Annotated in this window: 18 protein-coding genes and 1 pseudogene; 12 read left to right on the top strand and 7 right to left on the bottom strand. The window is 36.5% G+C overall.

Annotated features, from left to right (window positions below):
• Positions 1-137 precede the first annotated feature (137 nt).
• From H6F62_RS03695 to H6F62_RS03680, 4 genes are all read right to left on the bottom strand, one after another.
• A complete protein-coding gene (locus tag H6F62_RS03695; RefSeq protein WP_137907759.1) occupies positions 138-350 on the bottom strand; it encodes a hypothetical protein in 213 nt (70 codons plus the stop codon).
• 28 nt (positions 351-378) lie between these two features.
• Positions 379-855, bottom strand: a complete 477-nt coding sequence (locus tag H6F62_RS03690; protein ID WP_137907760.1) for a hypothetical protein — start codon at positions 853-855, stop codon at positions 379-381.
• A gap of 34 nt (positions 856-889) precedes the next feature.
• Entirely contained in the window at positions 890-1,510 is a 621-nt protein-coding gene (locus H6F62_RS03685) for a hypothetical protein (protein WP_137907761.1), read from the bottom strand.
• A gap of 430 nt (positions 1,511-1,940) precedes the next feature.
• Positions 1,941-2,945: a multicopper oxidase domain-containing protein gene (locus H6F62_RS03680; RefSeq protein ID WP_190371369.1), complete on the bottom strand. Its 1,005-nt coding sequence runs from the start codon at positions 2,943-2,945 to the stop codon at positions 1,941-1,943.
• 253 nt (positions 2,946-3,198) lie between these two features.
• Between H6F62_RS03680 and H6F62_RS03675 the strand changes: the two genes are divergently transcribed.
• From H6F62_RS03675 to H6F62_RS03635, 9 genes are all read left to right on the top strand, one after another.
• On the top strand, positions 3,199-3,411 hold the full coding sequence (locus H6F62_RS03675; protein WP_190371368.1) for a DNA-binding domain-containing protein: 213 nt from the start codon (positions 3,199-3,201) through the stop codon (positions 3,409-3,411).
• 28 nt (positions 3,412-3,439) lie between these two features.
• The gene (locus H6F62_RS03670) at positions 3,440-3,781 is read left to right on the top strand and encodes a CU044_2847 family protein (RefSeq protein ID WP_168360126.1); all 342 of its coding nucleotides are present in this window, start codon (positions 3,440-3,442) and stop codon (positions 3,779-3,781) included.
• Positions 3,782-3,788: 7 nt separating this feature from the next.
• A complete protein-coding gene (locus H6F62_RS03665) occupies positions 3,789-4,724 on the top strand; it encodes a serine protease (RefSeq protein WP_190371367.1) in 936 nt (311 codons plus the stop codon).
• A 42-nt stretch (positions 4,725-4,766) separates the two neighbouring features.
• On the top strand, positions 4,767-6,155 hold the full coding sequence (locus H6F62_RS03660) for a hypothetical protein (protein ID WP_190371366.1): 1,389 nt from the start codon (positions 4,767-4,769) through the stop codon (positions 6,153-6,155).
• A gap of 11 nt (positions 6,156-6,166) precedes the next feature.
• Complete coding sequence (locus tag H6F62_RS03655) at positions 6,167-7,228, top strand: MoxR family ATPase (RefSeq protein ID WP_190371365.1); 1,062 nt, start codon at positions 6,167-6,169, stop codon at positions 7,226-7,228.
• The gene (locus H6F62_RS21300) at positions 7,221-9,785 is read left to right on the top strand and encodes an SAV_2336 N-terminal domain-related protein (RefSeq protein WP_190371364.1); all 2,565 of its coding nucleotides are present in this window, start codon (positions 7,221-7,223) and stop codon (positions 9,783-9,785) included. The genes H6F62_RS03655 and H6F62_RS21300 overlap by 8 nt, the downstream gene beginning before the upstream one ends.
• A gap of 251 nt (positions 9,786-10,036) precedes the next feature.
• The gene (locus H6F62_RS03645; protein WP_190371363.1) at positions 10,037-10,852 is read left to right on the top strand and encodes a formylglycine-generating enzyme family protein; all 816 of its coding nucleotides are present in this window, start codon (positions 10,037-10,039) and stop codon (positions 10,850-10,852) included.
• Positions 10,853-11,115: 263 nt separating this feature from the next.
• Positions 11,116-11,469 carry a diversity-generating retroelement protein Avd gene (gene avd / locus H6F62_RS03640; protein WP_190371405.1) on the top strand — a complete coding sequence of 118 codons (354 nt, stop codon included), beginning with the start codon at positions 11,116-11,118 and terminating at the stop codon, positions 11,467-11,469.
• A gap of 136 nt (positions 11,470-11,605) precedes the next feature.
• Positions 11,606-12,664 (top strand): RNA-directed DNA polymerase, encoded by a 1,059-nt coding sequence (locus H6F62_RS03635; RefSeq protein ID WP_190371362.1) that lies wholly within the window; start codon positions 11,606-11,608, stop codon positions 12,662-12,664.
• Here H6F62_RS03635 and H6F62_RS20820 read toward each other — a convergent pair.
• The 3 genes and pseudogenes from H6F62_RS20820 to H6F62_RS03620 form a co-directional block, all read right to left on the bottom strand.
• Positions 12,636-13,538, bottom strand: coding sequence for a formylglycine-generating enzyme family protein (locus H6F62_RS20820; RefSeq protein ID WP_242025898.1), 903 nt, complete (start codon positions 13,536-13,538; stop codon positions 12,636-12,638). The genes H6F62_RS03635 and H6F62_RS20820 overlap by 29 nt on opposite strands.
• Positions 13,539-14,192: 654 nt before the next feature.
• Positions 14,193-14,525 carry a XisI protein gene (locus H6F62_RS03625; protein WP_137907763.1) on the bottom strand — a complete coding sequence of 111 codons (333 nt, stop codon included), beginning with the start codon at positions 14,523-14,525 and terminating at the stop codon, positions 14,193-14,195.
• Positions 14,513-14,827 (bottom strand): annotated as a pseudogene (locus tag H6F62_RS03620) (element excision factor XisH family protein); the annotation flags it as partial. The pseudogene H6F62_RS03620 and the gene H6F62_RS03625, both read right to left, overlap by 13 nt.
• 283 nt (positions 14,828-15,110) lie before the next feature.
• On the opposite strand from H6F62_RS03620, the gene H6F62_RS03615 reads away from it, so the two are divergent.
• From H6F62_RS03615 to H6F62_RS03605, 3 genes are read left to right on the top strand one after another with little or no spacing between them, the layout of a single operon-like run.
• Positions 15,111-16,034, top strand: a complete 924-nt coding sequence (locus H6F62_RS03615; protein ID WP_190371361.1) for an energy-coupling factor ABC transporter permease — start codon at positions 15,111-15,113, stop codon at positions 16,032-16,034.
• 6 nt (positions 16,035-16,040) lie between these two features.
• Positions 16,041-16,700 (top strand): energy-coupling factor transporter transmembrane protein EcfT, encoded by a 660-nt coding sequence (locus H6F62_RS03610; protein ID WP_190371360.1) that lies wholly within the window; start codon positions 16,041-16,043, stop codon positions 16,698-16,700.
• A gap of 10 nt (positions 16,701-16,710) precedes the next feature.
• On the top strand, positions 16,711-17,475 hold the full coding sequence (locus H6F62_RS03605) for an ABC transporter ATP-binding protein (protein ID WP_137907767.1): 765 nt from the start codon (positions 16,711-16,713) through the stop codon (positions 17,473-17,475).
• Positions 17,476-17,672 lie beyond the last annotated feature (197 nt).

The following is a 17,672-nucleotide window of genomic DNA, read 5'->3' as shown; positions in this document are numbered from 1 at the left end:
TCCGACTTCAAGGTATTAAAGCTTATAATCTAATTGGGTACTCATTCCCAGGTGGCCGCCTGGAAATGAGAAACTAAAAACAAGAAAACCTAGTTAGACTCCATTGCAAATGCTTGTGTCAAAGCTGCATGGGGTCTTTACTTTGCAGAATCGGAGTAATATTTGCTTTCAGCGGGTAAGGACTTAATATAAAAGCCCTTAAACTTTTCTTTCTGGCTAACGCGCATCATAGATGTAGGATAAGTAACAGTCAAGAGAGAAAAAACCCCAACTAAAAGCCAGATATATTTGTGTAAATCTCTCCCTGATATCTTTTCTTTGCTAGTATTCTCTGTTGTTTGTGTTTGCATAATTCAGTCCCTTGATTTTTTGCTTGATTTAGGTTAATGGTAAATAGGGAAAAAGAGGATGCCAACTCATTGCTGTAGCAGCAACCATTAAGGCAAACAGCCAAAAAAATATCGTTCTCGATTTAATCTTTTTGTTGTTCCAAAGTAGGGAAAGAATAGCCCAACTCACCAACCAACTAATAAGTAAGATTGTTTCTTTCCCAGAATAACTGCCAATATTACCCCACATTTTACTGGGGTTATGGCTGCCTGGTATCCAACTTCCCAATGACCAAATCATTTTCTCTATGTTTTTATTAGTATCAGAAAAATGATGTGCCACCATCATTGTAAAACATCCAATTGCTGCACTAATTAAAGCTGCCGCTGCCGGTCCAGAAACCGTTGGTGGATGATTTGAACCTGCTGCTAAAAATCGGGGAAATTGTTTACATGACTGCCAAAATCTACCATATATAGGTTTTGGTTCTGGTGCGATTTCAGAAAATTGAGATTGTTTATTCATCAAATAATCCTCAAGAATTTAATTACAAAGCTAATTACAAAGCGTGAATTTTAGCGACACCAATTCCAGTTACTAAACCACCCATGGCAAAAAACATCATGGCTATTAAAGCCACACAAGTAGCTGTGAGAACGGGACGGTTTTGTTTTTCTAAAATTGAGTCGCCATATTGCCATAAAATCCAGCTACAAGCTACCCCTAATGGCAAGGTAAATAAAACGCTAAATTCGTGGTATTCCATAAGTACATATTGGACTAAAGGGGAGTTTTCTTTTAGCCAAGCTCTTGCACCACCAAATTCTATTCCAGCCCGATAACGCATATATGCTAAATTGCCTGTAGCGATACCCAAAAATGCAATTACACTAGACCAAAATGTTAGGGTACGCATCTGCGGTAATATCTTACTTGCACCTCGTAGCAAGGGAAAGGCTAAATGTCCTGTATACACAGCAACAACTGTTGCCAGCAATGCTCCTACGCCGTGAATTGTGCCTATGGAACGCTGCCAAGGGCTGGGATGTAAAAGATTAAAAAATGGCAAAAATAGAAACATTCCTGCTGATAAAATACTCAATCCATACACAGTAACTTTGGCGATATCTAGCTGTTTGGGAAAGGTTTCTGAAGTTGAATTAATGCCTGAGTCTAACACTATCAATGCTCCTGTAATGATGTGATCAAAAATCCTCATTCAATTACCAAAATCTCTATTTCACCTATAACTGCTAAATTTACCCCAAATAACTCCTAAGTTTGGGAATTTTTTTAGCAGAATTAACTTTGTCTGATGTGCTATTAATTTGATAATCGGATGATATTTTTGTGATTATTAAATCATACATTCTTTTAGCAAAAAAGAATTTTTTTTATTTTTTTATTTTTTATATTTTCCTTTATTTATGATAATTATTACTTATATATGAAGCTAATAAATTTGTCAGAATATGAAAATTTATAGAACTATAATAGAACTATATTTGATCTGGGAACGGGTTTTTAGATAAAAACTTGATTCCATAAATATTTTAGTCTCAATATATTTTCAAAATATAAAATTCCTAACTTTTTCAATACTCAAAGTTTTAGGAGTCTTTTTCTGAAATTACTGCAAATTGTCCCATACAACCGCTTTCAGCGATCGCATCTTGGTGAGGATGAAACATATACTTACCTGGATACTTAAAAGCAAATTCTAAAATATGTCTTTCTGCTACACCCATGGTTAAAACATCCGTTTTTACACTGGGATTCATTGTCATTCCCGAAGGATAAACATCGAAGAAATTAGCGTGAAGATGAAACGTTACAGCGGGGTCAAATTCAATAATATTCAAAACATAGGCACGAATTAACTGATTTTGATAAATTTGAATAGGATGGTGCATATAATGATGTGGCACGCCATTAAAAGCATAATACTCATTGCGGTTATCATCATTTACATCATAGCCAGACATGATTAAAACAATTTCGTCAGCAGGGGGACGGGGTTTAGGAGGATCAATAATAAACATTCCATACAATCCCTTGGCAACGTGACGAGTAACCGGAGCGACATGACAGTGATATAAATGAACGCCATAGGGTTCGGCATCAAATTCATATATAGTTGCTTTGTTATTACCTATGGGTTTAATACCATCCATTTCAGCGGGATGAACTCCATGAAAGTGCAAAGAATGGGAATGTCCAGCATTATTGAGAAAAAGTATTCTTATTTTTTCTCCTTCCTTAGCCCGGAGTGTGGGGCCAGGAATGCGCCCATTTAAATCCCAAATGTTATAGGAGACAGCGCTATTCAGCTGAATGGTGGAAGTACCAGCAATTAAGCGAAATTCCCGGACTGTGCGCCCATTTTCCTGTTTAATTGTCCCATAATCAAAATCTCGTAACACCTGCATGGGGTTAGTAGCACCATTAGAAGCTGTTATTTTCATGGGTGGTATTTTGACACTGGCATAATTTTTGCTGTTTAACATTTGCCAAATTGTCCCTGTCGTGATCATGAATGCACCGGAAAATCCCAGTTGTAGCAGTTGACGACGATGCCAAATTTTATCTTTACTCCCAGTCAAGTTGTCAGACATAAGACCAATAGGGGTATGCAGGTACGGAAAATTGCAAATAATTTGCAATTAGCTTTATGTATAGTAAAGGAATCAGGAATTATTGTCAATAACTTGGAAAAATAATTTTCAGGACTATTTCCGAAATCAACAACAAGCAGTAGAAATCAAATCTTTTACCCTGGGGGACGCTACTTGAGTTAAGAATTGTTTAGCACTAGCAATACTTTGTTGTACAGATGGTACTATGCCGTATAGTTACGCAATCTCAGTTATGAGCAAACCACAAATCGCCATCAGATTATCTCCATCTCTACTGGAAGAACTCAATAACCGTGTTGAGCTGACTGGTAGGTCGAAAACTGATGTGGTTGTGAGTGCAATTAGTCAGTATCTTGGCTGTGCTGACAATGTACCGTTGAATCAGAGAGTGGGTGAGTTGGAAATAAGGGTAAGAGAATTAGAATTTTTAGATAAGAAAAAATGACTTTTAATCAAATTTTAGGAGAACTAAAATGCCCAAACAATTAATCGAATTTACGCTGGAAGATGGGGAAACCATTCTAGCAGAAGTAGAAGAACCAACTAGTGATGCGATCGCACCTGTTGCCCGAATTCCAGGGCATATAGCAGCCAAAGCTAAAGAGACCTTAGAAGGAGCATTAAAAAAGGTGATTAAACCCTTAGCGGTGGGTTCATCTACTATTGTTTCTGAATTACGCAATATTAATGAACCTGCTGATGAAATAGAAGTGAAATTTGGTGTTAAATTAAGTGGCACAATGGGAGCAGTTTTAACAGCAGGTGGAGAGGCTAGTTATGAAGTCACTCTGAAGTGGAATAGCAAAAAATCCTAATAAATTTATGACAGATACTGACACCTACAAAAATGCGATCGCCCGGATTTACAATACCAATAATGTGGTTATAGGGGCTGGTTTTCTCATCTCTAATCAATATTTACTTACCTGCGCTCATGTAGTCACAGCAGCTTTAGGTTTACCAACAGAAACAGTCTCAAAACCATCAAAGCTAATTCAATTTGATTTTCCTTTCATTAATAGGGAAGAAAAGTTAAATGCAGAAGTTGATTTTTGGCTACCTTATCAGTCTTATCAGTCTGATCCTCAGAAAATTGGAGATATTGCTGGATTAAAACTGCATAATAAAGTAATTCCTGACAAAGTTCAACCTATTTGTTTAAAAACTTCCCACAATTTGTCTAATCACGCCTTTAGTATCTTTGGGTTTCCCAATCAACGGACAGACGGAGTTTGGGCTTATGGAACGTTGAAAGATACCCTTCCTAATGGTTGGGGACAAATGGAAGGAACGGGACAACAAGGATATCGAGTTCAAGGCGGATTTAGTGGTGCGCCTATTTGGGATAATGAGGAAAAAGCTGTTGTGGGAATGGCTGTAGCTGAGGACACAAATGAACAGAGAAGAGTAGCTTTTTTCTTGCCTAGTCAGGCTTTATTTTCAGCTTGGCCAGAATTATCTTCATTACAGTTAACAGTGGTTAATGCTGAAGTCAGAGATTTTAATATTTTAACAGATTCACAAAAGCAAAAATTTATTGAACAAATTCAATCATATTATGATAATTTACCAAGCTTAAGAAATATTTTTACTATTAATACAGAAATATTTGGAGTTAATTTTTTAGCTAGAATACCAGGAGATGATTTTAATACAAAAACAATTAACTTAACTCAAGAGCTAATGAGGAGACAATTAATGAATAAATTTGTTGAAATTTGTAGGCAAGAATATCCTAATTTTGTTAAGAATATTTGAGATAAAAAATAATTTAACGTATTATTTATGGAGTAATGAACAATGAAATTAAGTGACTCTGCTAAACAGTATTTAAGTGAACAAATAAAATCCTACTATGATGATGAATCAAGGTTGAAAAGTATTTTTACTATGAATGAAGAAACATTCGGCATAAATTTCTATGGTAATATCGGAGGAAATGATTTGAATACAAAAATTGACAACTTAGTTGTGGAGTTAATTAAAACAACTAAACTAAAAAGTTTTATTACCATTGTTAGAACTAATTATCCTCTATTTGCTAACAAAATAAACATTCCACAATTGGAACTGATTGAGATATTAAATAATGATTTTGAAGCAAATAAAAAAATATATATAAGAACTTATCAAGCATCTAAACGTAAGAATCTTATAGAAGAAAAACAACCTGAAAATATGGAAGATATAATTAAGAATTTAAACACTTTTCAAGACTATTATTATAATTATATGAAATTTGTTGTCTATTTGATTGAGACTGAAGATCAACAAAGCTTAGACGAAAATATAAGAGATCAATTAACAACATGGCTAAACGATAATGTTAAACAAGATATACGATCTAAATTATCTGAAGAAAGAACAACAGAAAGAATACAGCAAAGAGAACTAAATCCATGTATTCTAGTTAAAATTATCAGTGAAGATCAGGGCTATGTTGTCTGCGCATGGTTAATTGAAAATAACAATTTAGATGACCGAAATTCTGGTTCAGTTTGTCACACACCAATGATTAATGATTATAAGGCGGATAACAATTTAACTGGTGTTGAAGGAATGGTGAGAAAGCTAATTCAACAATGTATAACTATTACAAATAATGAACCTCAAGAAATCCATATTTTCTTGCCATTAAAGTTAATGAATCATCCTGTTGACTGTTGGAAAATGTATGAAGATGAAAGGGAAACGATTGGTGAAAAATATCAAATATTTATTCGTTGTTCTGAAGGATTAATAGGAAAAAATCCCAGAGTTATAGCATGGCAGAAAAAAGGGAAATTAATTAGTGAGAATTTATCTCAAAGAGCCAATGAGATTTTTTTTATGGCGGTGGATACAAAAGTTGAAACTTTAGAAAAAAAGCTTAAAATGGAAAATGCTCGCGCTGCAAAAATAATACCAGTTTTTCAGAATAATTTACCAGGTGAAATTCTTTGGAAAGCTGCTGTCCCTCTTGCATTATGGGTTCGGCAAGAGCTTTCTGGTATTGATAATAGGACAGTATTAGATGAGCTTATAAACGATTTTGATTTAAAAGAATTACCAGAGAAAGTAAGACTAAAAAGATTAGATGCAATGGATCAAAACCCTGAGGAAAATCATGTTGGTCGCCATCTATGCTTATTATGGGATGACCCAAATTTACTACCTCCCCAGCAAAATTTAACCGATACTAAACTTTAAAGGAGCAAATTATGGTAGATTGGCATAAATTTAAAGGAGATGGTCAACCTAAACAGGATTGGGAATTACCCCCCGCTCCCAATTGGCGACCTTTTGGTAAAGAAGTCAAATTAGGAGAAAGTCGTCGTCAAAAAAGAGCAGATACTTTTCAAGTACGTCCCGAAGAAATTGACATGGTTAATGCAGCTTTATATCTGCGGCGACCTTTATTAATAACTGGCAAGCCAGGTACAGGTAAATCATCTTTAGCTTATGCAGTGGCTAAAGAATTAATGTTAGGAGAAGTTTTATATTGGTCAATCACTACTCGCACGACTCTTAAAGATGGACTGTATAATTATGATGCGATCGCCCGATTGCAACGATTACAAGAAGTAAAACAACAACAAGGTAAATTGAGTAATGAACTTAAACAAGAATTAGAAACCAAAAGTATTGAAAACTATATTAGTTTAGGTCCATTAGGAACAGCTTTACTTCCTTCAAATAAACCCCGTGTTTTATTAATAGATGAAATTGATAAAAGTGATATTGATTTACCTAATGATCTCTTAACCATTTTTGAGGAAGGACGCTTTGAAATCCCTGAATTAGTAAGATTAAAACAAGCAGTAAAAACATTTAATGTTCGTACTGCCTATACAGCAGATACAGATAAGATTCACGAAATTATTGATGGAGAAATTATTTGTAGCAACTTTCCTTTAATCTTCTTAACCAGTAATGGTGAAAGGGACTTTCCAGCACCTTTTTTGAGAAGATGCTTGCGTTTAAGCATGAAAGAACCTGATAAAACCCATTTAGTCAAAATTATCAAAGCCCATTTACAATTAGAAACAGAAACAAAACAAGACGATAATTCAAAAAATACAAAACCTGAAGAATTAAAATTAAAAGATAGTGGTCTTGACGAGTTAGTTGATAAATTTATTAAGGCTAGAGAAACTAAAACTTTAGCCAATGACCAACTTTTGAATGCTTTATTTATGGTGACAAACCACCGTGGTGAAGATAAAACAGAATTAATTGAGAAAATTCTGCAAGATTTAGGAGAAGTGGCAGAAAATGAATAACTCCTCATCTCCGAGTAATAATACAGTAGAAAAATTTGTTAATGACTTAGAGAAAAAGGGTTTAATTAAAAGTTTAGCACTCAGTGATGAAGATATTGCTGATACTCTTTGGTTAGCTTTGCGAATGAGAGTAGTGGAAGAAGAATCTGTCGAAACTACAGGTAAAGGAACTGATGAAAATAAAGGTCAAAAAATCAGAGAAGATAGAACTATAAAACCCCCTGAAACTACACCTAGAGATAATGTTTATATTTACAAAACAAAAAATGTTCCCAAAAAAGGAATCAAACCAAAAAATGACGCTTTACCCTTTCAAACTCCTGCTGCACCAGCGTTACCTAATAAATTAGAAATTAGTAGAGCATTACGTCCTCTAATGCGAAAAGTGCCATCTCCCACCCGAAGTATACTTGATGTTGAAGCCACAGTTACTCGTATTGCAGAACAGGATATTTGGCTACCTGTAACCAAGCCAGAACTGGAAAGATGGTTAGATTTAGAATTAATAGTAGAAGAAAATAAATCTTCATTTATTTGGCAAGAAACCATTGCCGAATTAGAAGGACTTTTACATAATCATGGTGCATTTCGTCGCTTTAGAACTTGGACATTACACCTTTCTAAAAACAGGAATAGTTCAGATAAAAATGAACTCCAGTTAAATAGACGAAAGAAAAGAAATCAAATAACTAATAGCGGACATAGCTATCGAGAACTAATTTCTAGTAATGGACGAAGTTTAATTATCTTAATTAGTGATTGTGTGTCCTCTATTTGGCAACAAAAAACTATCTATGACTGGTTACGAAACTGGTCTGATAAAGTACCTACTACCATTATCCAGCTTTTTCCAGAAAGACTCTGGTTAAGCACTAAATTAGATTTAGGTTATAAAGTTCAATTTAGTGCTTTAAACCCTGGTGTTCCTAATTCTAAATTAATTTGTTGGGAGGACTTAGGTACAAAACAGATATTAAATTTACCTATTATTACTCTAGAAGCTGAATCTTTCAAATATTGGGCAAAAGTAATTGCAGGTTATGGCAGTATCCAAACCCCCGGAATTGCTTTAGATATTGAATTTGTTAAACAGCAGCTTAATTCAGAAACTCATGTTCAAAATTCCTCGGCAGAAATATCGGCAGAAATATCGGTTGAAATAATAGTAGACCAGTTTTTAGCCACTGCTTCACCCACAGCCCAACTACTTGCAGGATTAATGTCAGCAGCCCCAGTGAGTTTGCCAGTAGTGCATTTAATTCAAAAAACTTTATTAAATAAGTCTACCTCTGTTCATGTAGCAGAAGTCTTTCTCAGTGGCATGATTGAAAGAAAGGAAGATGAATATGATTTTGTGCAAGGAGTAAGAAAATTACTCAATCAAGCTATGCCTATAGGAGAAACAGAAAAGGTTTTAGATAAAATATCGGAATATATAGCACAAAATTTAGGTTATGATATCAAAACTTTTACTGCTTTTTTAAGAAACCCTCCTCAAATTCCAGAAGAGCAAGAGACAATCTTCTTACCCTTTGCTCGTATAGCGGTAGAAGTATTAAGCAATCTTGGTGGCAAATATACAGATTTTGTAAAAGATATTGAGAAAAATACTCAACCAGTAGTAGGATCTGAAGAGTTTTCATTTAAAGTTCGTACCATCATTCTCATAGATGATTCTATTAACCCACAAACTTTTGATTTTGAAGTAGCCTTGATAGAAATTAATCAATCTTCTACTAGTAGTTCTAACCTAACAATTAATCGTTATCCTCAACAAGCTACAGGTTTTATTCAAGACTTAGCGAACGATACTCAACTAGAAATGATGTTAATCCCCGGTGATACTTTTATCATGGGTTCTCCTCCAGAAGAATTGGAAGACCAAAAAAATGAAAGTCCCCAGCATTCTGTGACAGTCCAACCCTTCTTTATGGGTAAATATCCTATTACCCAAGCACAATGGCGATTTGTTGCTCAGTTACCTCAAATGAACAAAGAACTAGACCCAGACCCATCTAACTTTAAAGGTGATAATCGCCCTGTAGAGCAAGTTTCTTGGGAAGATGCGGTTGAGTTTTGTTTACGCCTCTCTCAATATACAGGTAGAACCTACAGTTTACCCAGTGAAGCACAATGGGAATATGCCTGTCGAGCGGGGACTACCACACCGTTTCACTTTGGAAAGACGATAACAACGGATTTGGCTAACTATGATGGTAACTATGCTTATGGTCAAGGACCCAAAGGAGTTGATAGAGGAGAAACAACAGCAGTAGGCAGCTTTGGAGTAGCCAATAATTTTGGCTTATACGATATGCACGGCAATGTATATGAGTGGTGTCAAGACCATTGGCATAGTAATTATGAAGGTGCGCCAACAGATGGAAGCGCATGGTTAAGTAACAAAGAGGATAGCAACAGAAGGCTGCTGCGCGGTGGTTCGTGGGACGGCCTTCCTGTTAATTGCCGTTCTGCTTATCGCTACGGCAGCTACCTCGTCAGCAACAACGACGGTATTGGTTTTCGGGTTGTATGTAGTGGTGCGGCGAGGACTTAATAGCACTATGCGCTTTTGCCCTCTTGCTCTTTTCTTGTCTTATCTCTCTCGCGTAGCGAGAAAATTTTTTTGTCAGAATCAGGATATCCACTAATTAAAGGATGAACAGGATGAAACCAGGGATTTTATTTGTCAGTTTGCGATGTATAACTAACAACCTGAATTATTAGTCGGTTAAAACCGACTTTAGTTATGAGACAGAGAATTAATTCTCTGGCGTTGTTGATGCTAATAAAAGCAGGTGATAAAAAATGCCAAAAATTATTATTCATGAGTATGAAAGAACAGCACAGTATTTTATTGAAGATTTAGGTCATGGTATTCAATTAGAAATGGTGATGATTCCTAGTGGCAGTTTTATGATGGGTTCACCAGAAACAGAGGAAGGTAGCAATGATGATGAACGTCCTCAGCACCAAGTCACCATCAAAGCCTTTTGTCTGGGTAAATATCAAGTTACACAAGCACAATGGAAGGCTGTAGCTGCATTTCCAAAAGTAAACCGTGAACTAAAACCAGACCCATCTAACTTTAAAGGTGATAATCGCCCTGTAGAGCGAGTTTCTTGGGAAGATGCGGTTGAGTTTTGTTTACGCCTCTCTCAATATACAGGTAGAACCTACAGTTTACCCAGTGAAGCAGAATGGGAATATGCCTGTCGAGCCGGGACTACCACACCGTTTCACTTTGGAGAGACGATTACAACGGATTTGGCTAACTATAATGGTGGAAATTCTTATGGTCAAGGACCCACAGGAGTTTATAGAGAAGAAACAACAGCAGTAGGCAGCTTTGGAGTAGCCAATAATTTTGGCTTATATGATATGCACGGCAATGTCTGGGAATGGTGTCAAGACCATTGGCATAGTAATTATGAAGGTGCGCCTACAGATGGAAGCGCATGGTTAAGTAACAAAGAGGGTAGTAACAGAGGACTGCTGCGCGGTGGTTCGTGGTACTTCAATCCTGTCTCTTGCCGTTCTGCTTGTCGCAGCTACTACTACCTCGACGGCAACCGCAACAATATTGGTTTTCGGGTTGTATGTAGTGGTGCGGCGAGGACTTAATAGCACTATGCGCTTTTGCCCTCTTGCTCTTTTCTTGTCTTATCCCTCTCGCGTAGCGAGAAAAATTTTTTGTCAGAATCAGGATATCCACTAATTAAAGGATGAACAGGATGAAACCAGGGATTTTATCAGCTATAATAAAAACAGTATGACCAAAGAAAATTAATTTACTAAAAACAATTATTGCTTAGTAAAAACTTTGCGTGTGTAAAATAAATTAACTTATGAAACTTGATGAGTTTAAAAAATTAATTAGAAGTCAAATGGAAGAATTACCGATTATTCAAAAAACCTACGATTTAATTAAATGGTATGTTCCGATTCTTAACCGTCTTCCCAAAGACCATAAATTTATATTAGGAGACAGGATGATAAGAGAATTATATGAACTACTTGAAGGTTTAATCATTGCTCGTTATGCCAAACAAAAATTGATGCAATTAGAGCCTCTAAATAGTCAGTTAGATATTATCCGCTATCAAACCAGACTATTACTAGATTTTCAGCTAATTCCTATTAATAGATATGAATATGCTGGCAAAGGAATCAACGAGATTGGCATGGAATTAGGTGGTTGGATTAAACAACAAAATCAACGTCCTGTAATTAAAAATTAGTAACTTGTCTGAATCAGGTGGTTATCGAGCGAAGTCGAGATAATGTCCAGGATTAAAGGATGAACAGGATGAAGATCTTATCACCAATTACCAATTACCAATTACCAATTACCAATTATCAATTACCAAAAATCCTATGAAACGCTATGGTAATCTTTATCCTCAAATAGTTGAGTTTGAAAATATATTAGCATCAGCTAAAAAAGCCCAAAGAGGTAAAAGATTTCGATCTAATGTTTTAGAGTTTAATTATAACTTAGAAAGTGAATTAAGTAAATTACAACAAGAGTTAATCAATAAAACTTATCAACCAGGTGAATATAGAACATTTTATATTAAAGAACCAAAGACTAGAATGATTTCCGCTGCACCATATCGAGATAGAGTGGTGCATCATGCATTATGTAATATTATTGTTCCCTTAATTGAACCAACATTTATCGGTGATTCCTATGCAAATAGGGTAGGATTTGGAACTCATCGGGCTTTAGGTCGTTTTACTAAATTTGCGCGTTCTAATCGCTATATTTTTCAGTGCGACATCCAAAAGTATTTTCCTAGTATTGACCATGAAATTCTCAAAACATTGCTACATAATAAATTAAAATGCCCGGATACAATTTGGTTAATAGATAGTTTAATTGATAACAGTAATGAACAATTCCCAGTAGTTGAATATTTCCCAGGAGACGAATTATTAACGCCATTAGAAAGACAACGGGGTTTACCAATTGGGAATCTTACCAGCCAGTTTTTTGCTAATGTCTATCTCAACTGTTTGGATCATTTTGTGAAAGACAAGCTAAAGGTGCGGAAATATCTGCGTTATGTTGATGATTTCGCCTTATTTTCAGATGATAGAGAATTTTTGGCAGATGCTAGATATGCTATAGAAGAATACCTAAGAGAATTAAGACTAAAAATCCATCCCATAAAAAGTCAATTATTTGAAACAAAGTATGGTGCTAATTTTTTAGGGTTTCGCATTTTACCAGACTGTATTCGAGTCCGTACAGAAAACTTGCGTAGGGCAAGACGGAGAATAAAAAATATGCAAAGTAATTATATTCAAGGTAAGATTGAATTAGAGAAAGTATCCCAATCAATTCAAAGTTGGTTCGCTCATTTAGAACATGGTGATACTTGGCAATTACGCCAACAGATATTTACCACTCTTGACTGGACAAGAGAGTAGAGAAGGGGTGGGCTATCTTAACTGCTGCGCGGTGGTTCGTGGAACAACAATCCTGAAAATTGCCGTTCTGCTTATCGCAACAACAACAACCTCGACAACAACAACAACAATATTGGTTTTCGGGTTGTATGTAGTGGTGCGGCGAGTATTCTTCTGTACCAGAACTGGCGGGTGGGAATTCGTCGGGCGTGTCAAAGAAGAGTCCAGACCTGTTCCTGTGATGTCGGTAACGATATCCAAAAATAAAACTGGATTGGGCAGCTTGGTAGGTGAAAGCCGAAGACTTGCTCAACCCTCCTAATACCATTAATCCAAAATTATTGGCTACTCCAAAACTCCCTACTGCTGTTGTTTCTTGTCTATAAACTCCTTTGAGTCTTTGACCATAGCTGTATTCACCATTGTAGTTAGCCAAATCCGTTGTTATCATCTCTCCAAAGTGAAACGGTGTGGTAGTCCCGGCTCGACAGGCATATTCCCATTCTGCTTCACTGGGTAAACTATATTGTCTTTTAGTATGCTCTGAAAGGCGATCGCAAAATTCCACCGCATCATACCAAGACACTCTTTCAACGGGACGATTATCACCTTTAAATTTAGATGGGTCTGGGTCTAGTTCTTTGTTAACCTGGGATAACTGAGCAACAAATCGCCATTGTGCTTGGGTAACAGGATATTTACCCATAAAGAAGGGTTGGACTTTCACAGAATGTTGGGGACTTTCATCTTCTTGGTGTTCCAATTCTTCTGAAGGAGAACCCATCATAAAAGTGCCACCAGGAATTGATATCATGTCCAGTTGAATATCATCGCCTAAATTTTCTGGAAAATACTTTGCTATTCTTTGATACTCGTGAATCAAAATTTTTGGCATTTTTTGTCACCTGATGGTTACATCTGTTATTGGGACTGATATCGTTTCAAACCTGAATACAGTTCAGTTAAATTCTAAGATATTAACTGCCCAGCTTTCAAAACCACATAAACAGTTAAAAATTTGAGAAGATGTCGTAAATATTTATAAATGTTAATAATTCAGAAAATAAATATATAAGACGTATTTTTTATTACAAAAATTCTCTAAATAAAATCCCAAAACATCTACCAATAGGGTATTCTCAAGACAGATAAATTTTAGTTTGCTATTAATTTTGTTAATTGTTACATTGCTGAAATTAGTGTACAGAAAACACAAAAGTAAGAGTTTTTATGCACATACCTGATGGATTTGTTTTTGCAAAATGGTTAAGCTGAAGTTGTAAATATTCACTCGCTCAACTATAACCAACTTCAACAATTTCGTGATCAATAAAACTTTTCAGTGATTCAGGTACAGAAATATTAATATTGGTCATAGTTTTGAACGTAGGTTTCACTAGGTTACTTGTATATTACAGCAAGTAGCTTTGAGTGAAGTACACCTTGTGCGGGCAAGATGCCCGCACCACAAGAGTTTTATTATTAATATCTGTACTTTATAATATCGGGAACTGCTGTAACATAATTTATGTTAATAATTGAGAGTTAATTAACTAACAGCAAAATCTGTATATTTGCGGACTGAAGGCAATTGAAAACCTAAAACAATATCTTCTTTTGGTACACCTAATTCAACCAATTCATTAGCAATTCCCACCTCTGTACCATCCTGCTGAATCCAGATTTTATCATCAATAATATCTAGATGTAAAACAGGTCCATAAATACGAGTTTGATCACGCCAACCTAGATAAATTAATTGATAATGGTTATTTTCAAGATCAAAAATTGTCTGTGCTTGAATGCGTTTATCCCAAACCATACTAGCGTGTTGTTTCAGTAAGTTCTGAATATATTGCCGATATTCTTCTAATTTTGCCATTCTGCTATTACCTCTTTTTCAATATTATAAACTACTAAATAAAGTTGATTCATTTTAATCACTGCTTGAATAAAAGGCAGTATAAAAAATTCATTGTAAACAGTAATAGGAACTGCTAAATATAATGTCCGTTCTGGTTCTTGTTCTTGTAAAGCAAGACGATAAATTATAAATTGTCCTCATGCAGCATAAAGTTCTGTAATTTTTGAAGGATTAAGAAAACTTTTGATTTCTATAGCTATTTTTTGTCCTTCTTTTTCGGCTGCAATAACTTTTTCTGCTCCTAAATCAATATTGTAAAATTGTCTGCCTAATTCAGACGTAAATTACCAAAGCTGTAGATTGCTAATCTCTTGCAGCAAATAGAAATCTGAGAAGATGTCATAAATATTTATAAATGTTAATAATTCACAAAATAAATATATAATTTGACGTATTTTTTATTACAAAAATTCTCTAAATAAAATCCCAAAACATCTACCAATAGGGTATTCTCAAGACAGATAAATTTTAGTTTGCTATTAATTTTGTTAATTGTTACATAGCTGAAATTAGTGTAAAGAAAACACAAAAGTAGGAGTTTTTATGCACATACCTGATGGATTTGTTTCTGTACCAGTTGCCGCAGTCACCAGTTTAGCCAGTGCGGCGGCTTTATTTGTAGCTTTTGATCGATCGCAAACAGCTTTTGGTATTCGTCGCGCCCCCATATTAGGTTTAACCACAGCCTTTATTTTCGCTGCCCAAATGGTTAATTTTCCCGTAGCGGGGGGGACTAGCGGCCACCTATTGGGAGGGGCTTTAGCAGCGATTATCTTGGGTAGTCCTTGGGCGGGAATGTTATGTATTGCGACGGTTTTGATTATTCAAGCCGTGTTATTTGCCGATGGTGGAATTACTGCCTTGGGAGCAAATATTTTTAACATGGGAGTCATCGGCGTGTGGGTAGCTTGGGGATTAACCCAAACTTTGCAAAGACTCTTTGGCGGTTTTCAAAGACTTTTACCCCTAGCGGCGGGAATAGCAGCGGGAGTTAGCGTAGTTGTTGCCGCTATAGCTTGTGCTATTGAATTAGCTCTTTCGGGGACAGCACCAGCCAACCTAGTGTTACCCACGATGACAGGTATACATATTTTGATCGGTGTTGGGGAAGGGGCGATTACCGGAGGTGTTCTAAATTACCTATCTACAACTCGTCCAGATTTGTTACCAGGTGAAGAACAGAAAATTAGAGGTTGGTTAGTTCCCGTTGTCAGTATTTTACTGATTTCCGGTGTATTATCCCTATGCGCTTCCGCTTGGCCTGATGGTTTGGAAAAGGTAGCAGAAAACTTAGGATTTATTCATTTAGCGGAAAACGTGCGGGTAATTGTGCCGACACCTTTAGCTGATTACAATATTCAAGGTTTAGGGAAAATTGGCACTAGTATTACCGGGTTGGTAGGTGCTACAGCTTGCTTTGCTGTGGCTTTTGGCATTGCCAAAATTATCAGACCGAAAAATGCTTAATTAATTATGATGCAAATTTCCTTGCCATTACGCTTGCAATTATCCCTAATTATCGTAATTGGGGCGGCTTTTTTAAAGTATCATACTTGGTCTAATTTACTTGTCTATGGAGCGATCGCTCTTGTGTGGGTTTATTTGTTACAAGTACCCCTACCCAAATTAGGCGGTCTACTGGGTGCAGAATTAATTTTTTTATCCTTCGTGGCCTTACCATTGGGATGGGAACGAGCTAGTTTTTTGCTTGTGCGTTCCCTAATTTGTTTAATTGTCATGAATGGCTTTTTATTAACCCTACCTCCCCATAGTTTGGGTATCGCTCTCAAAAGCTTACCCATACCTGCACCATTAAAGGAAAATTTGATTCTCGCTGGACAATACTTAGAAATATTACTCCTAGAAGTGACGCGAATGCAGCGCAGCGCCCAACTACGTGGTTTAAATGGTACAGCAGGGTGGCTACGTTATGCTAGTGCAGCCATGATTGGGGCTTTATATCTCCGCACCCTAGACAGAGCCGAAAGAGTTTATGCTGCTATGGTAGCCCGTGGATATAACGGAAAATTACCCCTAGATTCCCCCCTCAAACCGAAAGAACGCTTTACCCTATTAATAGCTGGGGTGATAGCTACTTGTTTAACCCTAAGTTCCTACCTTACTGTTATTTGAGTGGTGAATCTTGACATCATTAACTTCTAATCCCCAAATTTCCCTTTCGCAACCCCATACTGCTGTTGTTGAAGTCCAAAATCTGGCTTACGCTTATTCACAACAGCACCCCGTATTACAAGAAATTTCCTTTAGCTTACAAACAGGCGATCGCGTCGCTTTAATGGGAGCTACTGGTTCAGGAAAAAGCACCTTATTAGAAAACCTGATCGGCTTAAAACATCCCCAAAGCGGCAAAATTTGGATTAACGGTATACCGATATTGCCAAACACTTTACCGCAAATTAGGCAACAAATTGGTTTTAGCTTTCAAGATCCTAATGACCAATTATTTATGCCCACAATCCTGGAAGATATCACCTTTGGACCCCTTAACTATGGCATTTCCCCCATAGCTGCAAAGGATAAAGCCCATCAACTATTAGCCGACTTTGGATTAGAAGCCTACGCCCACCGTTCTGCTCATGAACTTTCTGGAGGACAAAGACGTTTAGCCGCCTTAGCGGCGATTTTAGCCCTAGATCCTGACATTCTCATCTTAGACGAACCCACCAACGGACTAGACCCAGCATGGCGACGACATTTAGCCCAAGTATTATTAAAATTGCCTGTAAAAGTCATGTTAATAGCTTCCCATGATCTCCAGTGGCTAGGAAGAGTCACCCAACGGGCTTTAGTTTTATCTAATGGTAAAATCCAAATAGATAGCGATATTCAACCACTGTTGCAAGATGGCAAAACCTTAGATAAACTGGGTTTGCCAGTAGATTGGTAAACTGGGGCTAACAGTGATTTTGCTGGTCAATGAACCACGGTTTTTGTTTCGCGCAGAGGCGCGAAGTAGGAAAGGCGCGAAGGAAGAAGGTAATCTGCGGTTTAAATAGATAAAAACTGCTGTGATATCTCTAATCTATGCTCTGCTTCCTATTTTCCTAAATTTTGGGGTTTAAGTCCCCGTTTCCCACTCTCTTG

Origin of the sequence: Anabaena sp. FACHB-1391 (assembly GCF_014696755.1) — a bacterium.
GTDB lineage: Bacteria > Cyanobacteriota > Cyanobacteriia > Cyanobacteriales > Nostocaceae > Dolichospermum > Dolichospermum planctonicum.
The sequence above is the reverse complement of the archived record's forward strand: the minus strand, read 5'-3'. Positions and strand labels throughout refer to the sequence as shown.

Coding starts and splice junctions, on each gene's coding strand:
- H6F62_RS03695 (WP_137907759.1), bottom strand. CDS start 350: ATGCAAACACAAACAACAGAGAATACTAGCAAAGAAAAGATATCAGGG.
- H6F62_RS03690 (WP_137907760.1), bottom strand. CDS start 855: ATGAATAAACAATCTCAATTTTCTGAAATCGCACCAGAACCAAAACCT.
- H6F62_RS03680 (WP_190371369.1), bottom strand. CDS start 2,945: ATGTCTGACAACTTGACTGGGAGTAAAGATAAAATTTGGCATCGTCGT.
- H6F62_RS03675 (WP_190371368.1), top strand. CDS start 3,199: ATGAGCAAACCACAAATCGCCATCAGATTATCTCCATCTCTACTGGAA.
- H6F62_RS03670 (WP_168360126.1), top strand. CDS start 3,440: ATGCCCAAACAATTAATCGAATTTACGCTGGAAGATGGGGAAACCATT.
- H6F62_RS03665 (WP_190371367.1), top strand. CDS start 3,789: ATGACAGATACTGACACCTACAAAAATGCGATCGCCCGGATTTACAAT.
- H6F62_RS03660 (WP_190371366.1), top strand. CDS start 4,767: ATGAAATTAAGTGACTCTGCTAAACAGTATTTAAGTGAACAAATAAAA.
- H6F62_RS03655 (WP_190371365.1), top strand. CDS start 6,167: ATGGTAGATTGGCATAAATTTAAAGGAGATGGTCAACCTAAACAGGAT.
- H6F62_RS21300 (WP_190371364.1), top strand. CDS start 7,221: ATGAATAACTCCTCATCTCCGAGTAATAATACAGTAGAAAAATTTGTT.
- H6F62_RS03645 (WP_190371363.1), top strand. CDS start 10,037: ATGCCAAAAATTATTATTCATGAGTATGAAAGAACAGCACAGTATTTT.
- avd (WP_190371405.1), top strand. CDS start 11,116: ATGGAAGAATTACCGATTATTCAAAAAACCTACGATTTAATTAAATGG.
- H6F62_RS03635 (WP_190371362.1), top strand. CDS start 11,606: ATGAAACGCTATGGTAATCTTTATCCTCAAATAGTTGAGTTTGAAAAT.
- H6F62_RS20820 (WP_242025898.1), bottom strand. CDS start 13,538: ATGCCAAAAATTTTGATTCACGAGTATCAAAGAATAGCAAAGTATTTT.
- H6F62_RS03625 (WP_137907763.1), bottom strand. CDS start 14,525: ATGGCAAAATTAGAAGAATATCGGCAATATATTCAGAACTTACTGAAA.
- H6F62_RS03615 (WP_190371361.1), top strand. CDS start 15,111: ATGCACATACCTGATGGATTTGTTTCTGTACCAGTTGCCGCAGTCACC.
- H6F62_RS03610 (WP_190371360.1), top strand. CDS start 16,041: ATGATGCAAATTTCCTTGCCATTACGCTTGCAATTATCCCTAATTATC.